At 61.0% G+C, this 25,800-nt stretch carries 24 protein-coding genes; 21 read left to right on the plus strand and 3 right to left on the minus strand.

Going from position 1 to position 25,800, the window contains the following annotated elements; translation table 11 throughout:
- The first annotated feature begins 14 nt into the window (after positions 1-14).
- The 17 genes from pyrH to greA all read left to right on the plus strand — a co-directional run bounded on the left by pyrH (position 15) and on the right by greA (position 18,552).
- Complete coding sequence (pyrH, locus tag IC609_RS09775) at positions 15-737, plus strand: UMP kinase (RefSeq protein ID WP_191819311.1); 723 nt, start codon at positions 15-17, stop codon at positions 735-737.
- Positions 738-761: 24 nt separating this feature from the next.
- Positions 762-1,322, plus strand: coding sequence for a ribosome recycling factor (gene frr / locus IC609_RS09780; RefSeq protein ID WP_191819312.1), 561 nt, complete (start codon positions 762-764; stop codon positions 1,320-1,322).
- 68 nt (positions 1,323-1,390) lie between these two features.
- Complete coding sequence (locus IC609_RS09785) at positions 1,391-2,251, plus strand: phosphatidate cytidylyltransferase (protein WP_191819313.1); 861 nt, start codon at positions 1,391-1,393, stop codon at positions 2,249-2,251.
- Positions 2,248-3,453: a 1-deoxy-D-xylulose-5-phosphate reductoisomerase gene (ispC, locus tag IC609_RS09790; RefSeq protein ID WP_191819314.1), complete on the plus strand. Its 1,206-nt coding sequence runs from the start codon at positions 2,248-2,250 to the stop codon at positions 3,451-3,453. Before IC609_RS09785 ends, ispC begins: the two co-directional genes overlap by 4 nt.
- Positions 3,454-3,723: 270 nt before the next feature.
- Positions 3,724-6,027 carry an outer membrane protein assembly factor BamA gene (bamA, locus tag IC609_RS09795; protein ID WP_191819315.1) on the plus strand — a complete coding sequence of 768 codons (2,304 nt, stop codon included), beginning with the start codon at positions 3,724-3,726 and terminating at the stop codon, positions 6,025-6,027.
- Positions 6,027-6,542: an OmpH family outer membrane protein gene (locus tag IC609_RS09800; protein ID WP_191819316.1), complete on the plus strand. Its 516-nt coding sequence runs from the start codon at positions 6,027-6,029 to the stop codon at positions 6,540-6,542. Before bamA ends, IC609_RS09800 begins: the two co-directional genes overlap by 1 nt.
- 8 nt (positions 6,543-6,550) lie before the next feature.
- Positions 6,551-7,537, plus strand: coding sequence for a UDP-3-O-(3-hydroxymyristoyl)glucosamine N-acyltransferase (gene lpxD / locus IC609_RS09805; RefSeq protein ID WP_408611020.1), 987 nt, complete (start codon positions 6,551-6,553; stop codon positions 7,535-7,537).
- A 2-nt stretch (positions 7,538-7,539) separates the two neighbouring features.
- The gene (gene fabZ, locus IC609_RS09810) at positions 7,540-7,980 is read left to right on the plus strand and encodes a 3-hydroxyacyl-ACP dehydratase FabZ (RefSeq protein WP_191819317.1); all 441 of its coding nucleotides are present in this window, start codon (positions 7,540-7,542) and stop codon (positions 7,978-7,980) included.
- Positions 7,981-7,992: 12 nt separating this feature from the next.
- Positions 7,993-8,805 (plus strand): acyl-ACP--UDP-N-acetylglucosamine O-acyltransferase, encoded by an 813-nt coding sequence (lpxA, locus tag IC609_RS09815; RefSeq protein ID WP_191819318.1) that lies wholly within the window; start codon positions 7,993-7,995, stop codon positions 8,803-8,805.
- 10 nt (positions 8,806-8,815) lie between these two features.
- Positions 8,816-9,757 (plus strand): Gfo/Idh/MocA family protein, encoded by a 942-nt coding sequence (locus IC609_RS09820; RefSeq protein WP_191819319.1) that lies wholly within the window; start codon positions 8,816-8,818, stop codon positions 9,755-9,757.
- 21 nt (positions 9,758-9,778) lie between these two features.
- Positions 9,779-10,879, plus strand: a complete 1,101-nt coding sequence (locus IC609_RS09825) for a DegT/DnrJ/EryC1/StrS family aminotransferase (protein ID WP_191819320.1) — start codon at positions 9,779-9,781, stop codon at positions 10,877-10,879.
- 22 nt (positions 10,880-10,901) lie between these two features.
- The gene (gene lpxB, locus IC609_RS09830) at positions 10,902-12,032 is read left to right on the plus strand and encodes a lipid-A-disaccharide synthase (protein ID WP_191819853.1); all 1,131 of its coding nucleotides are present in this window, start codon (positions 10,902-10,904) and stop codon (positions 12,030-12,032) included.
- The gene (gene rnhB / locus IC609_RS09835; protein ID WP_191819321.1) at positions 12,004-12,621 is read left to right on the plus strand and encodes a ribonuclease HII; all 618 of its coding nucleotides are present in this window, start codon (positions 12,004-12,006) and stop codon (positions 12,619-12,621) included. The genes lpxB and rnhB overlap by 29 nt, the downstream gene beginning before the upstream one ends.
- Positions 12,618-13,391: a TrmH family RNA methyltransferase gene (locus tag IC609_RS09840; RefSeq protein ID WP_191819322.1), complete on the plus strand. Its 774-nt coding sequence runs from the start codon at positions 12,618-12,620 to the stop codon at positions 13,389-13,391. The genes rnhB and IC609_RS09840 overlap by 4 nt, the downstream gene beginning before the upstream one ends.
- Positions 13,392-13,585: 194 nt before the next feature.
- Complete coding sequence (gene carA, locus IC609_RS09845; RefSeq protein WP_191819323.1) at positions 13,586-14,761, plus strand: glutamine-hydrolyzing carbamoyl-phosphate synthase small subunit; 1,176 nt, start codon at positions 13,586-13,588, stop codon at positions 14,759-14,761.
- Positions 14,761-17,985 (plus strand): carbamoyl-phosphate synthase large subunit, encoded by a 3,225-nt coding sequence (gene carB / locus IC609_RS09850; RefSeq protein ID WP_191819324.1) that lies wholly within the window; start codon positions 14,761-14,763, stop codon positions 17,983-17,985. The genes carA and carB overlap by 1 nt, the downstream gene beginning before the upstream one ends.
- Positions 17,986-18,075: 90 nt before the next feature.
- Positions 18,076-18,552: a transcription elongation factor GreA gene (greA, locus tag IC609_RS09855; RefSeq protein ID WP_191819325.1), complete on the plus strand. Its 477-nt coding sequence runs from the start codon at positions 18,076-18,078 to the stop codon at positions 18,550-18,552.
- Between the two features lie 45 nt (positions 18,553-18,597).
- On the opposite strand, the gene IC609_RS09860 is transcribed toward greA, so the two are convergent.
- Together IC609_RS09860 and IC609_RS09865 are read right to left on the minus strand one after the other, a co-directional pair.
- Positions 18,598-19,368: a glycosyltransferase gene (locus tag IC609_RS09860; RefSeq protein ID WP_191819326.1), complete on the minus strand. Its 771-nt coding sequence runs from the start codon at positions 19,366-19,368 to the stop codon at positions 18,598-18,600.
- Between the two features lie 7 nt (positions 19,369-19,375).
- Complete coding sequence (locus IC609_RS09865; RefSeq protein ID WP_191819327.1) at positions 19,376-19,849, minus strand: YhbY family RNA-binding protein; 474 nt, start codon at positions 19,847-19,849, stop codon at positions 19,376-19,378.
- 31 nt (positions 19,850-19,880) lie between these two features.
- On the opposite strand from IC609_RS09865, the gene IC609_RS09870 reads away from it, so the two are divergent.
- The 4 genes from IC609_RS09870 to glmM all read left to right on the plus strand — a co-directional run bounded on the left by IC609_RS09870 (position 19,881) and on the right by glmM (position 24,882).
- The gene (locus tag IC609_RS09870) at positions 19,881-20,564 is read left to right on the plus strand and encodes an RlmE family RNA methyltransferase (protein WP_191819328.1); all 684 of its coding nucleotides are present in this window, start codon (positions 19,881-19,883) and stop codon (positions 20,562-20,564) included.
- 102 nt (positions 20,565-20,666) lie between these two features.
- The gene (ftsH, locus tag IC609_RS09875; protein WP_191819329.1) at positions 20,667-22,580 is read left to right on the plus strand and encodes an ATP-dependent zinc metalloprotease FtsH; all 1,914 of its coding nucleotides are present in this window, start codon (positions 20,667-20,669) and stop codon (positions 22,578-22,580) included.
- 61 nt (positions 22,581-22,641) lie between these two features.
- Positions 22,642-23,487 carry a dihydropteroate synthase gene (folP, locus tag IC609_RS09880; RefSeq protein WP_191819330.1) on the plus strand — a complete coding sequence of 282 codons (846 nt, stop codon included), beginning with the start codon at positions 22,642-22,644 and terminating at the stop codon, positions 23,485-23,487.
- Between the two features lie 63 nt (positions 23,488-23,550).
- Positions 23,551-24,882 carry a phosphoglucosamine mutase gene (gene glmM / locus IC609_RS09885; protein ID WP_191819331.1) on the plus strand — a complete coding sequence of 444 codons (1,332 nt, stop codon included), beginning with the start codon at positions 23,551-23,553 and terminating at the stop codon, positions 24,880-24,882.
- Between the two features lie 4 nt (positions 24,883-24,886).
- On the opposite strand, the gene ppsR is transcribed toward glmM, so the two are convergent.
- Complete coding sequence (gene ppsR / locus IC609_RS09890; protein ID WP_191819332.1) at positions 24,887-25,708, minus strand: posphoenolpyruvate synthetase regulatory kinase/phosphorylase PpsR; 822 nt, start codon at positions 25,706-25,708, stop codon at positions 24,887-24,889.
- Positions 25,709-25,800: the final 92 nt, after the last annotated feature.

The raw sequence follows: 25,800 nt of genomic DNA on the forward strand, positions 1-25,800 counted from the left end.
ACAAGGAGTCTCACATGACCATGCCCCAGCCAGCACACAAGCGGATTCTGCTCAAGCTGTCGGGGGAGGCCCTCATGGGAGACGATCAATTTGGCATCAACCGCGCCACCATCGTTCGCATGGTGGAGGAGATTGCCGAAGTGACCCGCATGGGGGTGGAGGTGGCGGTGGTGATCGGTGGCGGCAACATCTTCCGTGGTGTCGCAGGCGGTGCGGTCGGCATGGACCGCGCCACTGCCGACTACATGGGCATGCTGGCCACCGTCATGAACTCCCTGGCGCTGGCCGACGCGATGAACAAGGCGGGTTTGACTGCTCGCGTGATGTCGGCCATCGGCATTGATCAGGTGGTGGAGCCTTATGTCCGCCCCAAAGCCTTGCAGTACCTCGAAGAGGGCAAGGTGGTGGTGTTTGCTGCGGGCACGGGCAACCCTTTCTTCACCACCGACACGGCCGCAGCGCTGCGTGGTGCGGAAATCGGTGCCGAGATGGTGCTCAAGGCCACCAAGGTTGATGGTGTTTACTCCGCCGACCCGAAGAAAGACCCGAACGCCACGCGTTACAGCCACCTTTCATTTGACGAAGCCATGGGTCAGAACCTGGGCATCATGGACGCGACCGCGTTCGCCCTGTGCCGTGACCAGAAGCTGCCGATCAAGGTGTTCTCGATTTTCAAGAACGGTGCCTTGAAGCGTGTGGTCATGGGCGAAGACGAAGGCACACTGGTGCATGTTTGAACTGCCATTTTCCGAGAGAGCAGCATGACGATCGCAGACATCAAAAAGACCATTGAAACAAAGATGGAGCAATCCATCAACGCGTTCAAGCACAACCTGACCAAGATCCGAACCGGACGCGCCAATCCGGCCTTGCTGGACACCATCCATGTGGATTACTACGGCTCACCTGTACCTTTGTCGCAGGTGGCCAATGTGTCCTTGCTGGACGCGCGCACGATCAGCGTGCAGCCCTGGGAAAAGGGCATGGGTGCCAAGATCGAGAAAGCCATTCGCGAAAGCGACCTGGGCTTGAATCCCGCATCCATGGGTGAGCTGATCCGTGTGCCGATGCCGCCGATGAGCGAAGAGCGTCGCCGCGACATGACCAAGCTGGTGCGTTCTGAAGGTGAGAACGCCAAGATCGCCGTGCGCAATTTGCGCCGCGATGCCAACGAGTCGGTGAAGAAACTCGTCAAAGACAAACTGGCCTCTGAAGACGATCAAAAGCGCTCGGAAGCCGACATCCAGAAGCTGACCGACAAGCGCATCGCTGAAATTGACCAGTTGGTGGCGGCCAAAGAGCAGGAAATCCTGGCTGTCTGAGCCTGGATGACCGATTCAAGTCACGAACACAAGGGCCGCTTTTTGCGGCCTTTTTTACTGGATACCGAATGCTCAAACAACGTGTGATCACAGCGCTCCTGATGCTGGCGGTTTTCCTGCCGGCCCTGTTTGCGAGTCAGCCGCAGTTTTTCATGGGCTTGACCCTGATCCTCATCAGTGCGGGTGCCTGGGAGTGGGGCCGGCTCAATGGCTGGAGTTTCCGTGGGGCTCTGCAGGGAGCGCTGATGTGCTTTTTGGTGTGTGTTTGGGCGCTCGATGCGGGATGGACGCGGCAAGTGTCTGCGCCCCTGTGGACGATTTCGGGTGGCCTGTGGGTCCTGCTCGGGGTGTGGATGGTCCACCGCGGCGTGGCAGGCTGGGCACTTTGGCCACGCCTTTTGCGCTGGCTGGTCGGATTGGTCTTGCTGGCCGTGGCCTGGCTGGCCATGGTGCAGGCGCACCAGCGTGGCATCAACTTTTTGCTCTCGGTCCTGGTGCTCGTTTGGGCGGCCGATGTGTTTGCTTATTTTGCTGGACGCGCTTTGGGCGGACGTTGGGTCAAGGTCAAACTGGCTCCTGCCATCAGCCCGGGCAAGAGTTGGGAGGGGGTCTTTGGCGGCATGCTGGGGGTCTTGGTGGTGGCCGTGTGCTGGGTCGCCGTGGATGTGCATTGGCATTTGGCTGTGCCCAGTTTTTACACCGTGCTGCTGGCCAAAGGCTGGCCGCTGACTCTGCTGGCTTTGATGTTCATGACCGCCATGAGCGTGGTGGGTGATCTGGTGGAGTCCCTGGTCAAGCGCAGCGCGGGTGTCAAGGACAGCTCGGCTTTGTTGCCCGGCCATGGTGGCGTTCTCGATCGCCTGGACGCCTTGCTGCCCACCTTGCCGCTGGCCATGATGGTCGTCACTTGGGTGGAGATGCAGGCATGACGGACACACAGGCAAAGCAGCGGATCACGGTGCTGGGTTCCACCGGCTCGATCGGCACCAACACCCTGGACGTGCTGGGACGTCACCCGGACCGCTTTGAAGTTCACGCCTTGACCGCTTCAAGCCAGGTGGAAGCCATGTTGGCGCAATGCGCTCGCTTCAAGCCCCGCGTGGCCGTGATGGCTCAGGAAGCCGCCGGGCGGCAACTGGCTGAGCGGGTGCGGGCCGAAGGCCTGGTGACTGAAGTTCGCTGGGGCGCTGCTGCGCTCGATGAGGTGTCGTTTGCACCCGAGGTGGATGCCGTCATGGCCGCGATCGTGGGCGCCGCCGGGCTGTCGCCGTGTCTGGCTGCAGCCCGCGCGGGCAAACGCTTGCTGCTGGCCAACAAGGAGGCCTTGGTGGTGGGCGGTGAAGTCTTTCTGGCCGCGGTACGACAGGGCGGAGCGACGCTGCTGCCCATTGACAGCGAACACTCGGCCATCTTTCAGTCCTTGCCGGATGACCCGTCCACCTGGGGGCAGCGCATCGACAAGATCATTCTGACTGCATCTGGCGGACCGTTCCGTGCCCGTGAGCCGCAAAGCCTGAGGGATGTGACCCCGGAGCAGGCCTGTGCACATCCCAATTGGGTGATGGGTCGCAAGATTTCGGTGGATTCGGCAACCATGATGAACAAGGCGCTGGAAGTCATTGAAGCGCGTTACCTTTTTGGCGTCACGCCCGATCAGCTCGAGGTGGTCATCCATCCCCAAAGCATCATCCACTCGATGGTCCAGTACAAAGACAACTCCGTTGTGGCGCAGTTGGGTACGCCCGACATGCGGGTGCCGATTGCCTATGGGCTGAGTTGGCCGGAGCGCATGGCGTCGGGCGCATCGCCGCTGGATTTCAAATCGCTCTCAGCCATGACGTTCGAGGCCATGGACGCACACGGCCACACAGAGCGCTTCCCAGGTCTGCAGCTGGCCTGGCAAACCTTGAGAGCGCGCTCGGGCAGCTGCGCCATCTTGAATGCCGCCAACGAAATCGCGGTAGAGGCCTTTTTGAATCGGCAGATCCGTTTTGACCAGATCCATGCTGTCAACCAGGCCACGCTGTCTGCCTTGACCCTGGCCGAGCCTGGCTGCCTTGACGACTTGATGGACATTGACCGTCAGGGCCGCGAAACGGCCCGGGGCTTTGTCGGCCGCTGGGCGAGCTGACGCGGTGCGTGCCGCGAAAGCGCTGCCCGGCTCGCTGTGTCAAGAGTTCAAAGACCTGTTTCTTGTGTCGAACAAAGAAGGCCGCAGGCTGGCAACTGTTGTATTATCTTCGGGCGCGGTTTGGCGGGTCTTTTGCCCCTGGCTGGGGGTGAAATTTCAGCAGTGCAGAAGTCTGTCCGGGTTGCTGCGAAGTTACATTTGCAGCGACTTATGGAATAGACCTGACCAACCCTTTCATCACGAATTTAGACAGACAGATTACCCGCACTCATGGCATCCCACTCAATCCGTCGTCGTTTCCGACCCGCTGTCCTGACATTGTTGGCGTCTTTGGCGCCACTGCACGCAGCCTGGGCCGTTGAACCCTTCACAGTGCGCGATATCCGTGTGGACGGCCTGCAGCGCATCGAACCCGGTACCGTCTTCGCATCACTGCCGGTGAGGGTGGGGGACACTTTTTCGGATGAAAAAGGTGCCTCGGCCATCCGTGCATTGTTTGCACTGGGTCTGTTCAAGGATGTGCGCCTGGAAACCCAGGGCGATGTTCTTGTGGTGGTGGTCGAAGAACGTCCGTCGGTCGCCGCTTTGGAGTTTGTCGGCCTCAAGGAGTTCGACAAGGATGTGCTGATCAAGGCGCTCAAGGAAGTGGGGCTGGCCGAAGGCCGTCCATACGACAAGGCACTGGCCGATAAGGCCGAGCAAGAACTCAAGCGCCAGTACATTGGCCGCAGCCTGTATGCCGCGCAGGTGGTCACCACGGCCACTCCGATCGACCGCAATCGCGTGAACCTGACCTTCACCATCACCGAAGGCGGCCCGGCCAAGATCGCGCAGATCCAGATCGTTGGCAACAAGACTTTTTCCGAGTCCACCCTGCGCGACCAGTTCAACCTGGACACGGGCGGCTGGATGAGCTGGTACACCAAAGCCGACCGTTACTCGCGAACCAAGCTCAATGGTGACCTGGAGAGTTTGCGCTCCTACTACCTGTCGCGTGGTTTTCTGGAGTTCCGCATCGACTCAACCCAGGTGTCGATGTCGCCAGACAAACAGGAAATGGCCATCACCATCAACATCACCGAGGGTGAGCGTTTTGTCGTCTCGGGGGTGAAGCTGGAAGGCAACTACCTCGACAAAGAAGACGAGTTCAAGGCACAGGTCAAAATTGTGCCGGGTGAGGCCTACAATGCGGAAACCGTGGCCGAGACCACCAAGGCCTTCACCGATTACTTTGGCAAGTTCGGTTTTGCATTTGCGCGCGTGGAGTCGGTTCCCCAGATTGACCGTGCCAACAACCGCGTGGAGCTGGTTCTGCGGGCCGATCCATCGCGCCGCGCCTATGTGCGCCGCATCCAGATCACGGGCAACAACCGCACGCGTGACGAGGTGATTCGCCGCGAGTTTCGGCAGCTGGAGTCGGCCTGGTACGACGGCGACAAAATCAAGCTCTCGCGTGACCGGGTGGACCGCCTGGGTTACTTCACCGAAGTCAACATCGAGAACCAGGAGGTGCCTGGCGCACTGGACCAGGTCGACTTGCTGTTCACCGTGGTTGAAAAGCCCACCGGCAGCATTTCGCTCGGGGCGGGGTTCTCTTCTGCCGAAAAGTTCGCGCTGAGTTTCGGTATCCAGCAGGAAAACGCGTTTGGCTCAGGCAACTACCTGGCCTTGCAGGTCAACACCAGCAAGTTCAACCGCAATTACGTGCTGAGTACCACCGACCCCTATTTCACGGAAAACGGCATTTCGCGAACAGTGGATCTGTTCCACCGCACAACCCGGCCGTACCTGGGTGACCTCAATGCCTACAGCCTGGTCAACAGCGGTGTGGGTTTGCGCTTTGGTGTGCCGGTCACCGAGACAGACAGGGTTTTTGTGGGGGCCAACATTGAGCAGACGGATATCCGTGAGGGAACTGGCTTGCCTTCCACATACAAAAATTTTGTCAATAATTTTGGTTACAAAACCAACGCTTTGCCTTTGACTCTGGGTTGGGCGCGCGATGGCCGTGACAGTGCCCTGGTGCCCAGTCGCGGCAGCCTGCAGCGCTTGAATGCCGATGTGTCGGTGGCGGGTGATGTGCGTTACTACCGTGCAAACTACCAATTTCAACAATACATCCCACTGAGCAAGAAATTCACCCTGGCATTCAACACCGATGTGGGCTGGGGGCAAGGCATTGGCGGGCGTGACTACCCACTGTTCAAGAATTTTTATGTCGGCGGCCAGGGCAGCGTGCGTGGCTTCCAGCAGTCCACCGTGGGGCCAACTTCCACGACCACAGGTGTTTACCTGGGCGGCTCCAAGAAGCTGGTGTTCAACGCGGAGTTCATGACCCCATTCCCGGGGGCCGGAACCGACAAGACCTTGCGCTTGTTCACTTTCATGGATGCGGGCCGTGCCTACGGGGAGCATGAAAAAGTGGACTTCAAGGAAATGCGGGCTTCAGCGGGTGTGGGCTTGAGCTGGATCTCGCCCATGGGCCCCTTGCGCTTTTCCTATGCCATTCCGGTGCGCAGCCAGACTGGCGATAGAATCGAGAAACTTCAATTTCAGATTGGTACGTCCTTCTAATGAAAACGCTTCGTCATCACATTGCGCTGGCCGTGCTGGCCACCACAGCCACTTGGGTGAGTTTTGCTGCTCACGCGCAGGAATTCAAAATGGGCTTCGTGAACACCGAACGCGTCTTCCGCGAAGCTGCAACGGCCAAGCAAGCTCAAGCCAAGTTGGAGCAAGAGTTTGCCCGGCGTGAAAAAGACCTGATCGACATTGGCAATGGTTTGAAGACCGCCTCCGAGAAATTTGAGCGGGAAGCGCCCACTTTGTCGGAAAGCCAGCGTACTGCACGCCAGAAGCAGTTGGTGGATCAAGACCGCGAATTTCAGCGCAAACGCCGAGAATTTCAGGAAGACCTGAACGCCCGCAAGAACGAGGAGCAGCAGATTGTGGTGGAGCGCGCCAACCGTGCGGTCAAGCAAGTGGCCGAGTCGGAAAAGTACGACGTGATCTTCCAAGAAGCGGTTTACATCCATCCCAAGCACGACATCACCGACAAGGTCATCAAAGCCTTGAACGCAGGCAAGTAATTCCTGCTGTGCCACTGAGTCTGCGAGTCATTGTCGATGCACTTGGTGGCCGCCTGCTGGGCAACGCGGATCTGTTGATCCGCTCACTGGCACCGCTGCAGACTGCCGCCCCCGACCAAATCAGTTTCCTCAGCCACGCCCGCTACCAGTCGCAACTGGCCCAAAGCGCTGCGGGCTGCGTGATCGTTCATCCTGCTTTCGAGACGCAAGTGCTGTCCCGTGAGGCGGCGATCATCACCGACGATCCTTACCTTTATTTCGCCCGACTGACGCAGCTTTGGAAGCGTCATCACGCTGACAGCCGTGGCCCGCGCATCCATCCGAGTGCGGTGGTGGATCCGCAGGCGGTGGTGGCCGACGATGCCCAAATTGGGCCGCAGTGCGTGGTCGAGCGTGGCGCGGTGATCGGTGCGGGCACCGTGCTCAAGTCGAGGGTCACTGTGGGTGAGAACTGCAGCCTGGGTGCGCGTTGCATTGTGCATGCGGGCGTGGTGATTGGCGCCGATGGTTTTGGCTTCGCGCCGCATCAAGGGCAGTGGGTCAAGATCGAGCAGCTGGGTGCAGTGCGCATCGGCGACGATGTCGAGATCGGTGCCAACACCTGCATTGACCGTGGTGCGCTCGAAGACACCGTGATCGAAAATGGCGTCAAGCTCGACAACCTGATCCAGATCGGTCACAACGTCCATGTGGGCGCCCACACGGCCATGGCCGGGTGTGTGGGGGTGGCCGGCAGTGCACGCATTGGCGCCCACTGCACGGTGGGCGGTGGCGCCGTGGTGCTGGGTCACCTGACGCTGGCAGACCATGTGCACATCTCGGCTGCCTCGGTGGTAACGCGCTCGATCCTGCAGCCAGGCCAGTACACAGGCATGTTCCCGCTCGACAGCAACGCCAACTGGGAAAAGAACGCCGCCAGCCTCAAGCAGTTGTCGCGCTTGCGCGAGCGCATCAAGGCGCTGGAAACCGAAATTCAAAATAACAAGGAAATCTGACCATGATGGACATCCACAAAATCCTCAAGCAACTGCCGCACCGTTATCCATTTTTGCTGGTGGATCGCGTGCTCGAAATTGAAAAGGGCGTACGCATCAAGGCACTCAAAAATGTCACGATCAACGAGCCTTTTTTCACGGGCCATTTCCCGCACCGTCCAGTGATGCCGGGCGTGTTGATGCTGGAGGCCCTGGCACAAGCTGCGGCGCTGCTGTCCTTTGACACCCTCGACTCCGCACCCGATGAAAACACCGTGTATTACTTTGCGGGCATCGATGGCGCGCGTTTCAAGCGCCCGGTGGAGCCGGGCGACCAGCTGACGCTCGAAGTGCAGCTGGAGCGCATGAAAGCCGGGATTTTCAAATTCAAGGCGCAAGCCAAGGTGGGTGATGAGCTGGCCTGCGAGGCCGAGCTGATGTGCACCATGCGCAAGATCGCCTGAGGGGGGGACAGCATGGCCAACATCCATTCCACTGCCTTGGTCGATCCGGCAGCCCGGCTCGATCCTTCGGTGACTGTGGGGCCTTTTGCCATCATTGGTCCGCATGTGAGCATCGGCGCAGGTTCTACCGTGGGTTCCCACACGACCATTGAGGGGCACACCACCATTGGTCAGAACAACCACATCCACAGCTACACCTCGCTCGGCGCGGCGCCGCAGGACAAAAAGTACGCAGGCGAACCCACGCGGCTGGTCATCGGGGACGGCAACACCATCCGCGAGTTTTGCACCTTCAACGCGGGCACCGTGAGCGGCGGTGGGGTGACGCAGGTGGGCAACGACAACCTGTTCATGGCGTACGTGCACCTGGCGCACGACTGCCATGTGGGCAGCCACACGATCTTTGCCAACAATTCGCAGCTGGCTGGTCACGTCCACGTCGAAGACTGGGTGATTTTGGGTGGCTTCACTGTGGTGCGGCAATTCCTGCGCCTTGGGGCGCACAGCTTCACCGCCATGTGCAGCCTGCTCTTTGCCGACTTGCCCCCATTTGTGACCTGCGAAGGCCAGCCGGCCGATGCGCGCACGGTCAACGCCGAAGGTTTGCGCCGCCGGGGCTTTTCTGCGGCGCGCATTGCTGCCGTGAAGGCCATGCACAAAGCGCTTTACCGGGAGAATCTGTCGCTCGAGGCCGCCAAGATTCGGATGGGCCAGATCGCCGAACAGACGCCCGAGGCGCAGGCCGATGTGGCCATGATGTTGGATTTTCTGGCCGGTGTGGGCAAGGCGGGCATCGTCCGCCGCCGCGCCCGCGCTGCCCACTGAGGAACCGTTGATGAAGCCTTTGCGTTGTGCCGTGATCGGCGTGGGTTACCTGGGCAAATTCCACGCCCAGAAGTACGCCAAGATTCCTGGTTGCGAGTTGGTGGCCGTCGTCGACAGCCGCCAGGATGTGGCCGATGCCGTGGCGCAGTCTTTGGGTTGCCGTGCGGTCACCGATTACCGTGAATTGCTGGGGCAGGTGGATGCCGTGAGCATCGTGGTGCCCACGCAGGCCCACTACGCCGTTTGCATCGAGTTCTTGCGTGCAGGTGTGCACGTGCTGGTTGAAAAACCGATGACCACCACACTGGCGCAGGCCGACGAGCTCATCGCGCTGGCCGCTGAAAAAGGCCTGGTGCTCGCGGTGGGTCACCTGGAGCGCTTCAACCCTGCGGCTTTGGCTTTGGAGCCCTTGCTGGATGATCCGCGCTTCATTGACAGCTCGCGCCTGGCCCCCTTCAAGCCCCGGGCCACCGATGTGAGCGTGCTGCTCGATTTGATGATCCACGATGTGGACCTGATCTTGTCGCTCGTGGACAGCGAGGTGGAAAGTGTGGACTGCTCAGGGGCACGCGTGCTGACGAATGACATCGACATCGCCAACGCCCGCATCCGTTTTGCCAACGGTTGTGTGGCCAACGTCACCGCCAGCCGTGTGAGCGCCAAGAGCGAGCGCAAGATGCGCGTCTTCCAGAGCCAGGCCTGCCATTCACTCGACTTCCAGGCGCGCACCCTGACCACCTACCGTGGCGCGGTCGATCCGATGGCTGCGCCTGAAAACGCCATTGAGCGCCATGAGCAGTCCTTTGGCGAAGCCGACCCGCTCTACAGCGAGATCGTGGACTTTGTCGACAGTATCCGCCAGCAGCGGCAGCCCAAGGTCACCGGCCGCGCTGGCCGTCGCGCCCTTGAGGCCGTGCAACGCATCACCGAAGCCACACGGCTGATTTCCTGAAATTCTTTAGAAAGACTTGCCATGCGCATTCCCATGGTTGACCTGGCGGGCCAGTACCGCGACCTCAAGGCCCAGATCGAACCCGCGATGGCGGCCACGCTCAATGCCGCCCAGTACATCCTGGGCCCGAATGTGCAGGCATTCGAAGCCGAGGCAGCCAAGTACCTGGGTGTTAAGCACGCCATCACCTGTGCCAACGGCACCGATGCGCTGCACCTGGCCCTGCTGGCTGCGGGCATTGGCCCCGGTGACGAGGTGATCACGACGCCATTCACCTTCATTGCCACGGCCGAGGCCATTGCCTATGTGGGGGCCAAGGCGGTGTTTGTGGACATCGACCCGCAAACCCTGAACATCGACGTGGCCCAGGTGGCGCAGGCCGTCACACCGAAAACCAAGGCCTTGTTGCCCGTGCACCTGTTTGGCCAGCCCGCCAACATCCAGCCTCTGCTGGACCTGGCGCAAAAGCATGGCCTCAAGCTGATCGAGGATTGCGCTCAGTCCTTTGGTGCGCACGTCGGTGGCCGCCAGACCGGTTCCATGGGCGATGTGGGGGCCTTCAGTTTCTTCCCCAGCAAGAACCTGGGCTGCTATGGCGATGGCGGCATGGTCACCACCCAGTCGGACGCCATGGCCGAGACGCTGCGCATGCTGCGCAACCACGGCAGCAAGGTGCGTTATTACCACGACATCATTGGTTACAACAGCCGCCTCGACGAGCTGCAGGCCGTGGTGCTGCGGGCCAAGCTGCCGCACATCGACCACTACAACCAGCAACGTCGCCGCGTCGCGCACCGTTACAGCGCCGGGCTTACCGGTCTGGGCATCCAGACGCCGCACGAGGATGGCGTTGGCCTGCACGTGTACCACCAGTACACGATGTTGACCGACCGCCGCGAAGTGATCCAGAAGGCGCTGGCCGACCAGCAGATCGCCAGTGCAATCTACTACCCGGTGCCACTGCACCAGCAAAAAGTGTTCGCAGACATGGCCGCAGGTCAAAGCTTCCCGGTCACCGAGTCGGTGGCGGCGCGCTGCCTGTCGCTGCCGATCTACCCTGAACTGTCCGATGCCGCCGTGGACGAGGTCTGCGGCGTGATCCGCCAGGCCTTGCAGGCCTGAACGGGGAGGGCGCTTGAGCGGCATGCGTGTGTCCATGGTGGTTGCCGAGCGCTCGGGCGACCAGCTGGCGGCCTTGCTGCTGGGGGGGCTGAAACGCGCATGGCCTGAACTGACGTCCGATGGCATCGGCGGTCCGCAGATGCAGGCCCTGGGCTTCGCGTCGCGCTGGTCCTGTGATGAACTCTCGGTGCGCGGTCTGGTCGAAGCGCTCATGCGCTACCGCCGCATCACGGCGATTCGTCGACAACTCATCGACGAGCTGATCGCGCAGCCGCCTGACCTGTTTGTGGGTGTGGACGCCTCGGACTTCAACCTCACCGTGGAACGAGAACTCCGTCAGCGCGGTATCCCGGCCATCCAGCTGGTGTGCCCGTCCATCTGGGCCTGGCGTCCGGAGCGGGTGACCAAGATCCGTGAAAGCGTGCGTCACATTTTGTGCCTCTACCCATTTGAGCCCGCCTTGCTGGCCGAGCATGGCATCGAAGGCACATTTGTCGGTCACCCGGTGGCCGATGTGATCCCGCTCGATCCTGACCGCGCCGCCGCGCGCCAGGCACTGGCACTCGATCCTGCCGTGCAGGTGGTGGCGCTGCTGCCGGGCAGCCGTCCGGCTGAAATCCGTTACCTGATCCAGCCCTTCTTGCAGGCCGCGCGCTGTATGCTGGACCAGCGCCCGCAGCTGCAGTTTGTGCTGCCGACGCATGAGCTGCTGGTGCCTGCCATCGAGCAGGCGCTGCAGGCCACCGGCATGCTCGGACGCGTGAAGGTCGTGATGGGCCAGTCACACGCCGTGCAGGCCGCATGCGATGTGGCTCTGGTGGCCAGCGGCACGGCGACGCTGGAAACCGCCTTGTTCAAGCGGCCCATGGTGATCGCCTACAAGATGCAGTGGCTGTCCTGGCGCATGGCCAATGGCAAACGCCTGTTGCCCTGGGTGGGCCTGCCCAACATCCTGTGCAACGACAGCCTGGTGCCTGAATTTTTGCAGGAACAGGTGCAGCCCCAGGTTTTGGCCGATGCGGTGCTGCGTTGGCTCGATGACCCCGCGGCCGTGCAGCGGCTGCAGACCCGTTTCACCGCTTTGCACCACGAATTGCGTCAGGACATGCCGACGCTGGCCAGCCATGCGATCGAAAAAATCCTTGCTGCTTGAGCAGGCTTCACTGAATTGGGACACGGTGGGCCTGGTGGCTGGCGTGGACGAAGCCGGACGCGGGCCTCTGGCGGGTCCGGTCGTGGCTGCTGCCGTGATCCTGGACGACCTGCAAGCTATTGCCGGGCTCAACGATTCCAAAAAGCTCACGGCTAAACGGCGCGATCACCTGTTCGATGAAATTCGGGCCCGCGCCTTGTGCTTTTCAATTGCCGAGGCCTCGGTGGCCGAAATCGACGCCATCAACATCCTGCAGGCGACCCTGCTGGCCATGAAACGGGCGGTCGAAGGGCTGCGCCTCAAGCCGGTCAAGGTGCTGGTGGATGGCAACCGTCTGCCTGTGCTGGACGTACGCGCCGAGGCCATTGTTCAGGGTGATGCCCTGGTGCCCGCGATTTCTGCCGCGTCGATCCTGGCCAAGGTGCACCGTGACCGCTTGTGCCAGGACATGCACCAGCGTTACCCGGTGTACGGCTTTGACCAGCACAAAGGCTATGGCACGGCGCAGCATTTGCAGGCCTTGCAGCAGCATGGACCTGCCGCATGCCACCGCATGAGTTTTTCACCTGTCGCCCGGAGCGTTCGATGAACCTGATCACTTCGCGTGACAACCCGCAGGTCAAGGCCATTCGCCGCCTGGCCCAGGATTCCACTGCGTACCGCAAACAGGGTCAGTTCTGGCTCGAAGGCGACCACCTGTGCCGCGCCGCCTTGGTGCGCGGCGTGCGGCCTGTGCAGGTCGTGCTGGCCGAGTCTTTCTGGCAGGAGCAAGGCCAGGAATGGGCAGGTGCGGGAGGTCAGGTGCTGGTCTTGCCCGACACCTTGTTTGCCAGCTTGAGTGCTTTGGAGTCGCCTGCCCGCATGGGGTTTGTGGTGGCCTGGGCTGCAGCGCCCGAGGTCTTGCCCGATGTGCCCACCGTGGTGCTGGACCGCTTGCAGGACGCAGGCAATGTGGGGGCGATCCTGCGCTGCGCGTCCGCTTTTGGCTACCGTCAGGTGCTGGCCTTGCAGGGCACGGCGGCGCTGTGGTCCCACAAGGTGTTGCGTGCGGGCATGGGGGCCCATTTCGGGCTGCACCTGGCCGAGGGCCTTGAAGAGCCCGCTTTGGAGGCCTTGCGTGTGCCTTTGGTGGTGACCAGCTCGCACCTGGGGCCTTATTTGCACGAATTGCAGGCCCAGGCAGGCTTGCCGCGCAACTGTGCCTGGGTCATGGGCCACGAAGGGCAGGGCGTTCGCGACAGCCTGATGGCCCGCGCGCAGCTCAAAGTCCGCATTGCCCAACCCGGCGGGGAAGAGTCGTTGAACGTGGCCACGGCCGCGGCCATCTGCCTGCACGCCAGCGCCACGTCCGGGGTCTGAAAAGGCCGCTTTTTCTGCTGCTTTTGCCCGATTTGGCGGTGGGTTGAGCAGCGCCTCTCGGCTATAATGAGAGGCTTTCCCGCATCAACCCCGTACGCCCAGCCCATCCAGGTCCCTTTCCTCGAACAAGCAGCCAAACAGAGAGTGATCTCTGGCGAGCGCTGAGGCGTACCCGAACCATACCGGAGAACCCAGTGCTTTTGTCTCTTCAGGGAACCTTCCCGCCCGCCATCCTGGCGCTTGCAGACGGCACGGTCTTTATCGGCAATTCCATCGGAGCCACCGGCTCCACCGTCGGCGAGGTGGTGTTCAACACCTCCATCGTCGGCTACCAGGAAATCCTCACCGACCCCAGCTATTGCCAGCAAATCGTCACCCTGACGTACCCGCACATCGGCAACTATGGCGTCAATCCCGAGGACATCGAAGCTGACAAAGTCCATGCCGCAGGCCTCATCATCAAAGACCTGCCCCTCACCGCTTCCAATTTCCGCTCGACCCAATCGTTGTCTGACTACCTCAAGGACAGCGGCACCGTGGCGATTTCGGACATCGACACCCGCAAGCTGACCCGCCTGCTGCGCACCCAGGGTGCCCAAAACGGCGCTATCGTGGCGCTGGCTGCAGGCCAGGCGGTGACGCAGGCCGTGATCGACCAGGCCATTGCCGCCGCCAAGGCCGCCCCTTTGATGGCCGGTCTCGACCTGGCCCAAAAGGTCACGGTGGACCAGGGTTATGACTGGACCCAGACCGAGTGGAAGCTCGGCTCCGGTTACGGCACGCAGACGGCCCCCCAATTCCACGTGGTCGCTTACGACTTCGGCGTGAAGAAAAACATCCTGCGCATGCTGGCCGAGCGTGGCTGCAAGGTCACTGTGGTGCCTGCTAAAACATCTGCAGCCGAAGTGCTCAAGCACCAGCCCGACGGTGTCTTCTTGTCCAACGGCCCTGGCGATCCGGAGCCTTGCGATTACGCGATCACCGCTGCCCGTGAACTGATCGAAACCGGGATCCCGACCTTTGGCATCTGTCTGGGTCACCAGATCATGGCCTTGGCCAGCGGGGCCAAGACCTTCAAGATGAAGTTTGGCCACCACGGGGCCAACCACCCGGTGAAGGACCTGGACACCGGCCGGGTGTCGATCACCAGCCAGAACCATGGGTTTGCCGTGGACGAAAAGTCCTTGCCTGCCAACCTGCGTGCCACGCACGTGTCGCTGTTTGACGGCACGCTGCAGGGCCTGGCCCGCACCGACAAGCCCGCGTTCTGCTTCCAGGGGCATCCTGAAGCTTCGCCCGGCCCGCACGACATCGCTTACCTGTTTGACCGCTTCACGGCATTGATGGCCACGGCCCAGGAGAAAAAATAATGCCAAAGCGCACCGACCTGAAAAGCATCCTCATCATTGGCGCTGGCCCGATCATCATCGGCCAGGCTTGTGAGTTCGACTACTCCGGCGTGCAGGCCTGCAAGGCCCTGCGCGAAGAGGGTTACAAAGTCATCCTGATCAACAGCAACCCCGCCACGATCATGACCGACCCGGCCACGGCCGACGTCACCTACATCGAGCCCATCACCTGGCAGACGGTCGAGAAGATCATCGCCAAAGAGCGTCCTGACGCCATCTTGCCCACCATGGGTGGACAGACCGCACTCAACTGTGCGCTGGACCTGTGGCACAACGGCGTGCTCGACAAGTACAAGGTCGAGCTGATCGGCGCCACCCCAGAAGCCATCGACAAGGCCGAAGACCGCCTCAAGTTCAAGGACGCCATGACCAAGATCGGTCTCGGTTCTGCGCGCTCGGGCATTGCCCACAGCATGGAAGAGGCCTGGGACGTCCAAAAACGCGTCGGCTTCCCCACGGTCATCCGCCCCAGTTTCACGTTGGGCGGCACGGGCGGCGGCATCGCCTACAACCCTGAAGAATTCGAGACCATCTGCAAGCGCGGCCTGGAGGCTTCGCCCACCAACGAGCTGCTGATCGAAGAGTCGCTGCTCGGCTGGAAAGAGTACGAGATGGAAGTGGTGCGCGACAAGGCGGACAACTGCATCATCATTTGCTCGATCGAGAACCTGGACCCCATGGGCGTGCACACAGGTGACTCCATCACCGTGGCGCCTGCACAGACGCTGACCGACAAGGAATACCAGATCATGCGCAACGCCTCTTTGGCGGTGCTGCGCGAGATCGGTGTGGACACGGGCGGCTCCAACGTTCAGTTCTCCATCAACCCCAAGGACGGCCGCATGGTCGTCATCGAGATGAACCCCCGCGTCTCGCGCTCTTCGGCGCTGGCGTCCAAAGCCACGGGCTTCCCGATTGCCAAGGTCGCGGCCAAGCTGGCCGTGGGCTACACGCTCGACGAGTTGCGCAACGAAATCACGGGCGGCGCCACCCCTGCGTCTTTCGAGCCCTCGATCGACTACGTGGTCACCAAGATCCCTCGTTTCGCGTTCGAGAAATTCCCTGCTGCCGACAGCCGCCTGACCACCCAGATGAAGTCGGTGGGCGAGGTGATGGCCATGGGCCGTACTTTCCAGGAGTCCTTCCAGAAAGCCCTGCGCGGCCTGGAAGTGGGTGTGGACGGCATGAACGAAAAAACCCAGGATCGCGAAGTGCTCGAAAAGGAACTGGGTGAGCCTGGCCCCGAGCGCATCTGGTACGTGGGCGATGCCTTCGCCATGGGCTTGTCGGTCGACGAGGTGTTTGAACTCACCAAAATCGACCGCTGGTTTTTGGTGCAGATCGAAGAGATTGTCAAGATCGAGCTGGAACTGGAAAAGACCACCTTGGATGCCATCTCGGCCGACGAGCTGCGTCTGCTCAAGAAAAAAGGCTTCTCGGACCGTCGCCTGGCCAAGCTGCTCAAGGTCGGCGAAAACGATGTCCGTGCCCGCCGCCATGCCCAGGGCATTCGCCCGGTGTACAAGCGCGTGGACACCTGCGCGGCCGAGTTTGCGACCAACACCGCCTACATGTACTCGAGCTACGAAGACGAGTGCGAAGCCGAGCCAACGAACAACAAAAAAATCATGGTGCTCGGTGGTGGTCCCAACCGCATTGGCCAGGGCATCGAGTTTGACTACTGCTGCGTTCACGCTGCGCTCGCCATGCGCGAAGACGGCTATGAAACCATCATGGTCAACTGCAACCCCGAAACCGTCTCGACCGACTACGACACTTCGGACCGCCTGTACTTTGAGCCATTGACGCTCGAAGATGTGCTGGAAATCGTGGACAAGGAAAAGCCCACAGGCGTGATCGTGCAGTACGGCGGTCAAACGCCTTTGAAGCTGGCCCTGGGTTTGGAGGCCGCGGGCGTGCCCATCATCGGCACCAGCCCCGACATGATCGACGCTGCGGAAGACCGTGAGCGGTTCCAGAAACTGTTGCAAGACCTGGGCTTGCGTCAGCCGCCCAACGCCACGGCCCGCACTGAGCCGGAAGCTTTGGAAAAAGCTGCCGCCCTGGGTTACCCCCTGGTGGTGCGTCCCAGCTATGTGCTGGGTGGCCGTGCCATGGAAATCGTGCACGAGCAGCGCGACCTGGAGCGCTACATGCGCGAAGCGGTCAAGGTCTCCAACGACTCGCCCGTGCTGCTGGACCGCTTCCTGAACGACGCCATCGAGTGCGATGTGGATTGCCTGCGTGACCCCGAAGGCAAGACCTTCATCGGGGGTGTGATGGAGCACATCGAACAAGCTGGCGTGCACAGCGGTGACTCTGCTTGTTCCTTGCCGCCTTATTCCCTGTCGGCCGAAACCGTGGCCGAACTCAAGCGCCAGTCGGCCGCCATGGCCGGTGCCTTGAATGTGGTCGGCCTGATGAACGTGCAGTTCGCGATCCAGAATGTGGACGGCAAAGATGTCATCTACGTGCTCGAAGTGAACCCCCGCGCCTCGCGCACGGTGCCTTATGTGTCCAAAGCCACGGGCATTCAGCTGGCCAAGGTGGCGGCGCGCTGCATGGCGGGTCAGACCCTGGCTTCGCAAGGCATCACCAAAGAGGTCACGCCGCCTTACTTCAGCGTGAAGGAGGCCGTGTTCCCCTTCGTGAAGTTCCCGGGTGTGGACACCATCCTCGGCCCCGAGATGAAGTCCACCGGTGAAGTCATGGGCGTGGGCAAGACTTTTGGCGAAGCCTTCGTCAAGAGCCAGCTGGGCGCAGGCACCAAGTTGCCACGCTCGGGCAAGGTGTTCCTGACCGTGAAAAATGGTGACAAACCGCGTGCGGTGCAGGTGGCGCGTCAACTGGTGGCCCTGGGCTTTGAACTGCTGGCCACCAAGGGAACCGCTGCCGAAATCGCTGCTGCTGGCGTGCCGGTGCAGGTGGTCAACAAGGTCACGGAGGGGCGTCCGCACATCGTGGACATGATCAAGAACAACGAAGTGGCCATGGTCATCAACACGGTGGAAGAGCGTCGCAATGCGATTGCCGATTCGCGCCACATCCGCACATCGGCCTTGCTCAACCGTGTCACCACCTTCACAACCATCGCGGGCGCCGAGGCGGCCGTCGAAGGCATGAAGAGCATGGACCACCTGGATGTGATTTCCGTGCAGGAAATGCATGCACAGTTGGTGGGCTGACCGAAACGTTCACCGAGTCATCCGCGTCATGATGCGGGTTTTCAACCGCCGAGGGACAACGCTCGGCGGTTTGTTTTTGGAGATTTGACGATGTCGACCATTCCGATTACCAAACGCGGTGCAGAAAAGCTCAAGGAAGAGCTGCACCGCCTCAAATCCGTGGACCGGCCTGCCGTGATCCAGGCCATTGCCGAAGCGCGCGCGCAGGGCGACCTGAGTGAAAACGCTGAATACGAAGCCGCCAAAGACCGCCAGGGCTTCATCGAAGGCCGCATCCAGGAAATCGAAGGCAAATTGTCGGCTGCACAGATCATCGACCCTGCGAGCGTGGATGCAGGTGGTCGGGTGGTTTTTGGCGCCACGGTCGAGCTGGAAGACGAAAGCACTGGCGATCAGGTCAAGTACCAGATCGTGGGCGAGGACGAAGCCGATTTGAAGTTGGGCCTGATCAACATCAGCAGCCCAATTGCGCGCGCCTTGATTGGCAAGGAAGAGGGCGATGTGGCCGAAGTGCAGGCCCCTGGCGGCGTGCGCCGCTATGAAATCACCGGGGTGTCGTACCTCTGATCAAGCCGGTGTCAGGCTGGCCGCGGCCAGTCCTGAAACGCCCTGTCATTCGTGCCAATGTTCGGCCACCCAGGTGGCGGGTTGGATGAACCGGAAGCGCCGATTGCGGCGACCTGCCAGTGCGTCGGGTGGGTTGCACTCGCCATGGAAGATGACCACGCGGGCATCTTGAGGGATGAAGGGCTCGGTCCAGAAATTGGTGGGCCAGGCTGGGATGCAGTTGTACTTGAAGCTGGGGCACCAGGCTTTGGGCCAATAGGCGAGCAGGCCTTGCTGGTTCATGTAGTCCGACAGGTAGGACTGTTCATTGCGGAAGCGCTGGCGGATGCTGTCGAAGTTCTGGCGAAAGTGGGTCAGCACGTCAGGGTGCGCACCCAGTTCAAAGCGGTACACCGAGGAGTTGCCGGTGATGCGTCCGGGGTTCCAGAAACGGTCGTAGTCCTTGATGATCAGGAAGCGCCCAGGCTGCTCGAAGAAGCCATCCAGGCTACCGACAATCACCACATCCACGTCGAGAAACAACGCCGTGCCTCGCAAGCCGTGCAGGTCTTCGGCAAAGGTCACCAGCTTGGTCCAGCCGCGCTCGGGGCTGCCAGGGGGCAGATCCAGAGGCGGAATGGGCAGGCAGCGCACTTCCGATGTGATGCCTTTGCTGTCATCGGTCAGGCACACCATCTGGAAGTCCAGTGTGAGGTGCCTTTTGACCATGGCATACAGCCGGTTCACGTACTCCGGGCCGTACTTGGTGCCCCACTTCATGCAGATCACATGACGTTGACCTGCGGTGTGTGCCGTGGATGTGGATGGCGTGGTCATGGGGCGCTCAGTCTGCCTGGCGTTTTTTGACAGATTTTTGCTTGGGCTTGGCGCGTTTGATCTGGCCGCCCGAGGTCAGACGCTGGTTGCCTAGGACGCGCAGCACTTTGACCTCCGGGCGCTGACCGCCGCGTTTGCTGTATTTCAGCACTTTGAAGTCGCGCGGACCCGCCATGCGGTCTTCGTCCACCGCCTTGATTTTTTCGGGCTGCGGGCGCCACAGCACCAGCAGTTTGCCGATGTGCTGGATGGGCGCCGCGTTCAGCTGGTCGGCCAGTTGCGCGAACATGTCTTCGCGGGCTTGCCGGTCGTCCCCCAGGACCCGGATCTTGATCAGGCCGTGGGCGTTGAGGGCGGCTTCGGTTTCTTTGATGACGGCGGCGGTGAGGCCATCGTTGCCGATCATCACCACGGGTGAGAGATGATGGGCTTCGGCGCGGTGAACCTTGCGTTCGCCGGGAGTGAGTTGGATTTGAGGCATGTGGGTATTATCCCTGCTTGGACGGAAAAGAATGAAAGTCAAAACGAAAAGCAAAAAGGTCAACAAGGCGTGGCTGAACGATCACATCAATGATCCCTACGTCAAGATGGCCACCAAGGAGGGTTACCGCGCCCGCGCGGCCTACAAACTCAAGGAAATCGACGAGGTGCTGGGGCTGATCCGTCCTGGCCATCTGGTGGTGGATCTGGGCTCGGCACCGGGGGCTTGGAGCCAGTACCTGCGCCGCCGCCTGTCGCCAGACGGGGCGGCTGTGGGCGCCCTCAACGGCACCATCGTGGCGCTGGACCTGTTGCCGATGGAGCCCATCGAGGGGGTGCAGTTCATCCAGGGCGACTTCCGTGAAGCCGATGTGCTGGCCCAGTTGGAGGCCGCGGTGGCAGGGCGGCAGGCCGATGTGGTGGTCTCCGACATGGCCCCGAACCTGTCGGGCATTGATTCGGTGGACTCTGCCCGTGTGGCGCTGCTGATCGAGTTGGCGGTGGAGTTTTGTCAGGGGCATCTCAAGCCCCATGGCGCCCTCGTGGTCAAGGTGTTTCACGGCAGTGGCTACAGCCAGCTGGTCAAAATGTTCAAGGAGACCTTCAAGGTCGTCAAACCGATCAAGCCCAAGGCCTCGCGTGACCGTTCATCTGAGACCTTTTTGGTGGGCATCGGCTTGAAGGAGCTGACCCCTGGGCCGTCGGATGGATCTTAAATCCCCGCTTCTTCAGGGCCAAAACAGGTGCCAACGGTCCGGTGCGGGCTGTCTCAGGCCTAAAATGGACGCAATCTATGATTTTCTCGACTGGAGCCTCGCTTGAATAACCCCTGGTTTTCCAAAATTGCCGTTTGGGTGGTGATTGCCATGGTGCTGTTCACTGTTTTCAAACAGTTTGACAGCCGTGGCACAGGTGGCTCTGGCTACATGGGCTACTCGGACTTCCTTGAAGAGGTGCGCGGTAACCGCATCAAGACCGCCACGATCCAGGAGGGTCAGGGTGGCACCGAAATCGTGGCCACGACCACCGATGAGCGCCGCATCAAGACCACTGCCACTTACCTGGACCGTGGCCTGGTGGGTGATTTGATTGCCAACGGTGTGAAATTCGATGTCAAGCCCCGCGAAGAAGGGTCGCTGCTCATGACCTTGCTGGTCAGCTGGGGTCCGATGCTGCTGCTGATTGGTGTGTGGATTTATTTCATGCGCCAGATGCAAGGCGGCGGCAAAGGCGGTGCATTCAGCTTTGGCAAATCCAAGGCGCGCATGCTCGACGAGAACACGAACCCTGTGACCTTTGCCGATGTGGCGGGTTGCGACGAGGCCAAAGAAGAAGTCAAGGAGGTCGTCGACTTCCTCAAAGACCCGCAAAAATTCCAGAAGCTTGGTGGCCGCATCCCGCGCGGCTTGTTGCTGGTTGGCCCTCCTGGCACAGGCAAGACCTTGCTGGCCAAATCGATTGCCGGGGAAGCCAAGGTGCCTTTCTTCAGCATCTCGGGCTCGGATTTCGTTGAAATGTTTGTGGGCGTGGGCGCTGCCCGCGTGCGCGACATGTTCGAGAACGCCAAAAAGAACGCGCCTTGCATCATCTTCATTGACGAGATCGATGCTGTAGGCCGCCAGCGTGGCGCAGGCCTGGGCGGTGGCAACGACGAGCGCGAGCAGACCCTCAACCAGATGCTGGTCGAGATGGACGGTTTCGAGACCAACTTGGGCGTGATCGTTGTCGCGGCCACCAACCGTCCGGACATCCTCGACGCTGCCTTGCTGCGCCCTGGCCGTTTTGACCGTCAGGTGTATGTGACGCTGCCCGACATCCGTGGCCGTGAACAAATCCTCAATGTGCACATGCGCAAAATCCCGATCGGTCAGGACGTCAAGGCTGAAGTGATCGCCCGTGGCACCCCCGGCATGAGTGGTGCTGATTTGGCCAACCTGTGCAACGAGTCGGCTCTGATGGCCGCGCGTCGCAATGCCCGCGTGGTCGAGATGCAGGATTTCGAGAAGGCCAAGGACAAGATCCTCATGGGTCCTGAGCGCAAGAGCATGGTCATGCCCGAGGAAGAGCGCCGCAACACGGCCTACCACGAGGCGGGCCACGCCCTGATCGGCAAGTTGCTGCCCAAATGCGATCCGGTGCACAAGGTCACCATCATTCCCCGTGGTCGGGCCCTGGGTGTGACCATGAGCCTCCCTGAAAAAGACCGCTACAGCTACGACAGCGAATACATGCTCAATCAGATTAGCATGTTGTTCGGTGGCCGCATCGCCGAAGAGGTCTTCATGAAGCAGATGACCACCGGGGCATCCAATGACTTTGAGCGTGCCACGTCCATCGCCCGTGACATGGTCATGCGCTACGGTATGACCCAGGCGCTGGGGCCGATGGTTTATTCCGAAAACGAAGGCGAGGTTTTCCTGGGTCGCTCGGTCACCAAGACCACCAACATGAGCGAGCAGACCATGCAGAAGGTCGATGGCGAAGTGCGCCGCATCATCGATGAGCAGTATGGTTTGGCCCGTCGCCTGATCGAAGAGCACAGCGACAAGATGCACGCCATGGCCAAGGCCTTGCTGGATTGGGAAACCATCGACGGTGAACAGCTCGATGACATCATGGCCGGGCGTGAGCCACGTCCGCCCAAGGACTGGACACCCAAAACACCCACAGGCGGTGGTGATGGTGGTGGCGCACCCAGCGTACAGCCCGATCCGACGCCAAGCGCAGCGTGAGCGCTTTGCGCAGATGAATTCCAACGGGGCTGAAAAGCCCCGTTTTTCTTTGGAGTCCGCCATGTTTTGGCAAACCACCCGTTTTCAAATCGACCTGAGCCAGCCGCGTGTCATGGGCATCGTCAATTTGACGCCAGACTCCTTTTCGGATGGTGGACGCCATGGCGATCTCTCGAAAGCCTTGGCGCATGCCCAGCAGTTGCTGGCTGAGGGTGCTGACATCCTGGATGTGGGGGCCGAATCCACCCGGCCGGGTGCCCAGCCTGTGTCTGAAGCCGAAGAGTTGGCCCGCTTGTTGCCTTTCCTGCGCGAGGCAGTGCGTTGGAATGTGCCGATTTCCATCGACACCTACAAGGCTGCTGTCATGCGCCAGGTGCTCGATTTGGGCGTGGACATCGTTAACGACATCTGGGCGTTGCGCCAGCCCGGAGCCGAAGCCGCGGTGGTCGCACACCCGTCGTGTGGGGTGTGTTTGATGCACATGCACCGTGAGCCGCAAAGCATGCAGACGGCGCCCATGACCGGTGATGTGTTGCAAGAGGTGAAAGCTTTCCTGGAAAGCCGGGTTCAAGCCATGACAGGGCAGGGTGTCTCGTCTGAGCGCATCGTGCTGGACCCGGGCGTGGGATTTGGCAAAACGGTGGCACAAAACCTGTCTTTGCTTGCTCGCCAAGCTGAGTGGCAGCTGCAGGGTTTCCCGGTGTTGGCTGGTTGGTCGCGCAAATCCACCTTGGGGGCAGTACTGGTTCAAGAGGGGGTCGTACCGGCTCCCGGGGATCGCGTTCATGCCAGTGTGGCTGCAGCATTGCTGGCTGTGGATCGCGGAGCGCACGTGGTGCGTGTGCACGATGTCCAACCCACGGTGGATGCACTCAAGGTGTGGCAGGCTTTGCGTGAGCACGCTTGAAAGCCGGTATGCAGGACAGGCATCTGCATAAAATGCCCTGCAAAGATCGATAAGGAATTTCCAATGGCTCGTCAGTATTTTGGAACCGATGGCATCCGTGGCACGGTGGGGCAGTCCCCGATCACGCCGGACTTTGTGCTTCGGCTGGCACATGCTGTTGGACGCGTGCTCAAGCGCGATCACCCGCACCCGACGGTGCTGATCGGCAAGGACACCCGGATTTCAGGGTATATGCTGGAAAGTGCACTCGAGTCGGGCTTCAATTCGGCCGGGGTGGACGTGGTGTTGCTCGGGCCTGTGCCCACGCCCGCCGTGGCCTACCTGACCCGTGCCCAACGGGCATCGCTGGGTGTGGTCATCAGTGCCAGCCACAACCCCTTTCAGGACAACGGCATCAAGTTTTTCAGCGCGCAAGGCACCAAGCTGTCGGACGACTGGGAACTGGCCGTGGAGTCGGCGCTGGACGAAGCGCCGGTCTGGGTCGATTCTGCGTCGCTCGGCAAAACCCGCCGACTGGAAGACGCTGCAGGACGGTACATCGAGTTTTGCAAAAGCACGTTTTCCACCGATCTGTCGCTGCGCGGCCTCAAGATCGTGGTGGATGCTGCGCACGGTGCGGCCTACCAGATCGCCCCTAAAGTCTTTCATGAGCTGGGGGCCGATGTCATCACGCTGGGTTGTGCCCCCGATGGTCTGAACATCAACCGCGATGTGGGTGCCACGCACCCTCAGGCGCTGGTCGATGCCGTGAAGGCGAACCGGGCAGATTACGGTGTAGCACTGGACGGTGATGCCGACCGCCTGCAACTGGTGGATGCCTCTGGGCGGCTTTTCAACGGCGACGAACTGTTGTACCTGATGGTTGCTGACCGCCTGGCGCGCGACCAGGTGGTGCCGGGCGCGGTGGGCACCTTGATGACCAACATGGCCGTGGAAGTCGCCCTCAAGCGCCGAGGCGTGGAGTTTGTCCGGGCCAAGGTGGGGGACCGCTATGTGCTCGAAGTGTTGGCCGAAAAAGGCTGGCTGCTCGGTGGTGAGGGTTCGGGCCATTTGCTGGTGCTCGACAAGCACACCACTGGCGATGGCTTGGTCAGCGCCTTGCAGGTGCTCCAAGCTTGTGTGGGCAGCGGCCGCACCATGGCCGAACTGCTGCAAGGGGTCGAGTTGTTCCCGCAGACCCTGATCAATGTGCGTCTGAAGCCCGGTTTCGAGTGGCAAACGCATGAACCCCTGCAGCAAGCGACCCAGGCGGCGCAGGCGCAATTGGGCGATGCGGGTCGGGTGCTGATCCGGGCCAGTGGCACCGAGCCTTTGGTGCGGGTCATGGTGGAGGCGCGCGACCCGGAAGTTGCCCGCAGCACCGCTGAGCGCATTGCAGCGAGCTTGGCCGCTTGAGTTTTCAATAAATCAGGCGCTCTGGCCGGATCTCCTGCAGGATGGTGGTGGCGATTTCCTCGATTGACTTGGTGGTCGTGGACAGCCACCGTATGCCGGAGCGGCGCATCATGGCCTCGGCCTCGGCCACCTCCATGCGGCAGTTGTCCAGACTGGCATAGCGGGAGTTGGGACGCCTCTCCGAACGGATTTCAGAGAGGCGCTCGGGCAGGATGGTCAGGCCAAAAATTTTCTTGCGGTAAGGCATCAGCGCCGGGGGCAGCTGGCGACGCTCGAAGTCTTCGGGGATCAGAGGGTAGTTGGCCGCTTTGAGGCCGTGCTGCATGGCCAGGTACAGGCTGGTGGGGGTCTTGCCGCTGCGGCTCACACCCACAAGGATCACGTCCGAGCCTTCCAGATCGCGGTGCGATTGCCCATCATCGTGGGCCAACGAGAAGTTGATGGCCTCGATCCGGTCGTGGTACTCCTTGCTTTTGCTCACATCCGAAAAGCGCCCCACACGGTGGTGGGACTTCGATCCGAGTTCTTCTTCCAGCGGGTTCACGAAGGTGCCAAACATGTCCAGCAGCATGCCCTGGCAGTGTTCCTGCAGGACTTTGAGGACTTCCATGTTCACCAGGGTCGAGAACACGATGGGTTTGCTGCCTTCGGTTTCGCCTGTGTGGTTGATTTGCCGCACCGCCTGGTGGGCCTTGTCGATCGTGTCGACAAAAGGCAGCCGGACGTGGCGCGTTTTCAGGTCGAATTGGGCCAGGATGGCGTTGCCAAAGGTTTCGGCGGTGATGCCGGTCCCGTCTGAGACAAAAAACACGGTGCGTTGGGGCATGGCTGCAAAAAATATCAAGGATTCGGGAGGGTTTGCACCCCTACAATGGAATCATTATCCATCGCTTGCGTGAGCCCACCTTCAACAAATAC

It is taken from the genome of Limnohabitans radicicola, assembly GCF_014837235.1.
In the GTDB taxonomy this organism is placed as follows: Bacteria; Pseudomonadota; Gammaproteobacteria; order Burkholderiales; family Burkholderiaceae_C; genus Limnohabitans_A; species Limnohabitans_A radicicola.

Coding starts and splice junctions, on each gene's coding strand:
- rnhB (WP_191819321.1), top strand. CDS start 12,004: ATGCGATCGAAAAAATCCTTGCTGCTTGAGCAGGCTTCACTGAATTGG.
- IC609_RS09785 (WP_191819313.1), top strand. CDS start 1,391: ATGCTCAAACAACGTGTGATCACAGCGCTCCTGATGCTGGCGGTTTTC.
- ppsR (WP_191819332.1), bottom strand. CDS start 25,708: ATGCCCCAACGCACCGTGTTTTTTGTCTCAGACGGGACCGGCATCACC.
- lpxB (WP_191819853.1), top strand. CDS start 10,902: ATGCGTGTGTCCATGGTGGTTGCCGAGCGCTCGGGCGACCAGCTGGCG.
- IC609_RS09840 (WP_191819322.1), top strand. CDS start 12,618: ATGAACCTGATCACTTCGCGTGACAACCCGCAGGTCAAGGCCATTCGC.
- IC609_RS09870 (WP_191819328.1), top strand. CDS start 19,881: ATGAAAGTCAAAACGAAAAGCAAAAAGGTCAACAAGGCGTGGCTGAAC.
- glmM (WP_191819331.1), top strand. CDS start 23,551: ATGGCTCGTCAGTATTTTGGAACCGATGGCATCCGTGGCACGGTGGGG.
- IC609_RS09820 (WP_191819319.1), top strand. CDS start 8,816: ATGAAGCCTTTGCGTTGTGCCGTGATCGGCGTGGGTTACCTGGGCAAA.
- greA (WP_191819325.1), top strand. CDS start 18,076: ATGTCGACCATTCCGATTACCAAACGCGGTGCAGAAAAGCTCAAGGAA.
- carB (WP_191819324.1), top strand. CDS start 14,761: ATGCCAAAGCGCACCGACCTGAAAAGCATCCTCATCATTGGCGCTGGC.
- folP (WP_191819330.1), top strand. CDS start 22,642: ATGTTTTGGCAAACCACCCGTTTTCAAATCGACCTGAGCCAGCCGCGT.
- frr (WP_191819312.1), top strand. CDS start 762: ATGACGATCGCAGACATCAAAAAGACCATTGAAACAAAGATGGAGCAA.
- fabZ (WP_191819317.1), top strand. CDS start 7,540: ATGATGGACATCCACAAAATCCTCAAGCAACTGCCGCACCGTTATCCA.
- IC609_RS09825 (WP_191819320.1), top strand. CDS start 9,779: ATGCGCATTCCCATGGTTGACCTGGCGGGCCAGTACCGCGACCTCAAG.
- IC609_RS09860 (WP_191819326.1), bottom strand. CDS start 19,368: ATGACCACGCCATCCACATCCACGGCACACACCGCAGGTCAACGTCAT.
- bamA (WP_191819315.1), top strand. CDS start 3,724: ATGGCATCCCACTCAATCCGTCGTCGTTTCCGACCCGCTGTCCTGACA.
- IC609_RS09800 (WP_191819316.1), top strand. CDS start 6,027: ATGAAAACGCTTCGTCATCACATTGCGCTGGCCGTGCTGGCCACCACA.
- pyrH (WP_191819311.1), top strand. CDS start 15: ATGACCATGCCCCAGCCAGCACACAAGCGGATTCTGCTCAAGCTGTCG.
- ispC (WP_191819314.1), top strand. CDS start 2,248: ATGACGGACACACAGGCAAAGCAGCGGATCACGGTGCTGGGTTCCACC.
- IC609_RS09865 (WP_191819327.1), bottom strand. CDS start 19,849: ATGCCTCAAATCCAACTCACTCCCGGCGAACGCAAGGTTCACCGCGCC.
- lpxA (WP_191819318.1), top strand. CDS start 7,993: ATGGCCAACATCCATTCCACTGCCTTGGTCGATCCGGCAGCCCGGCTC.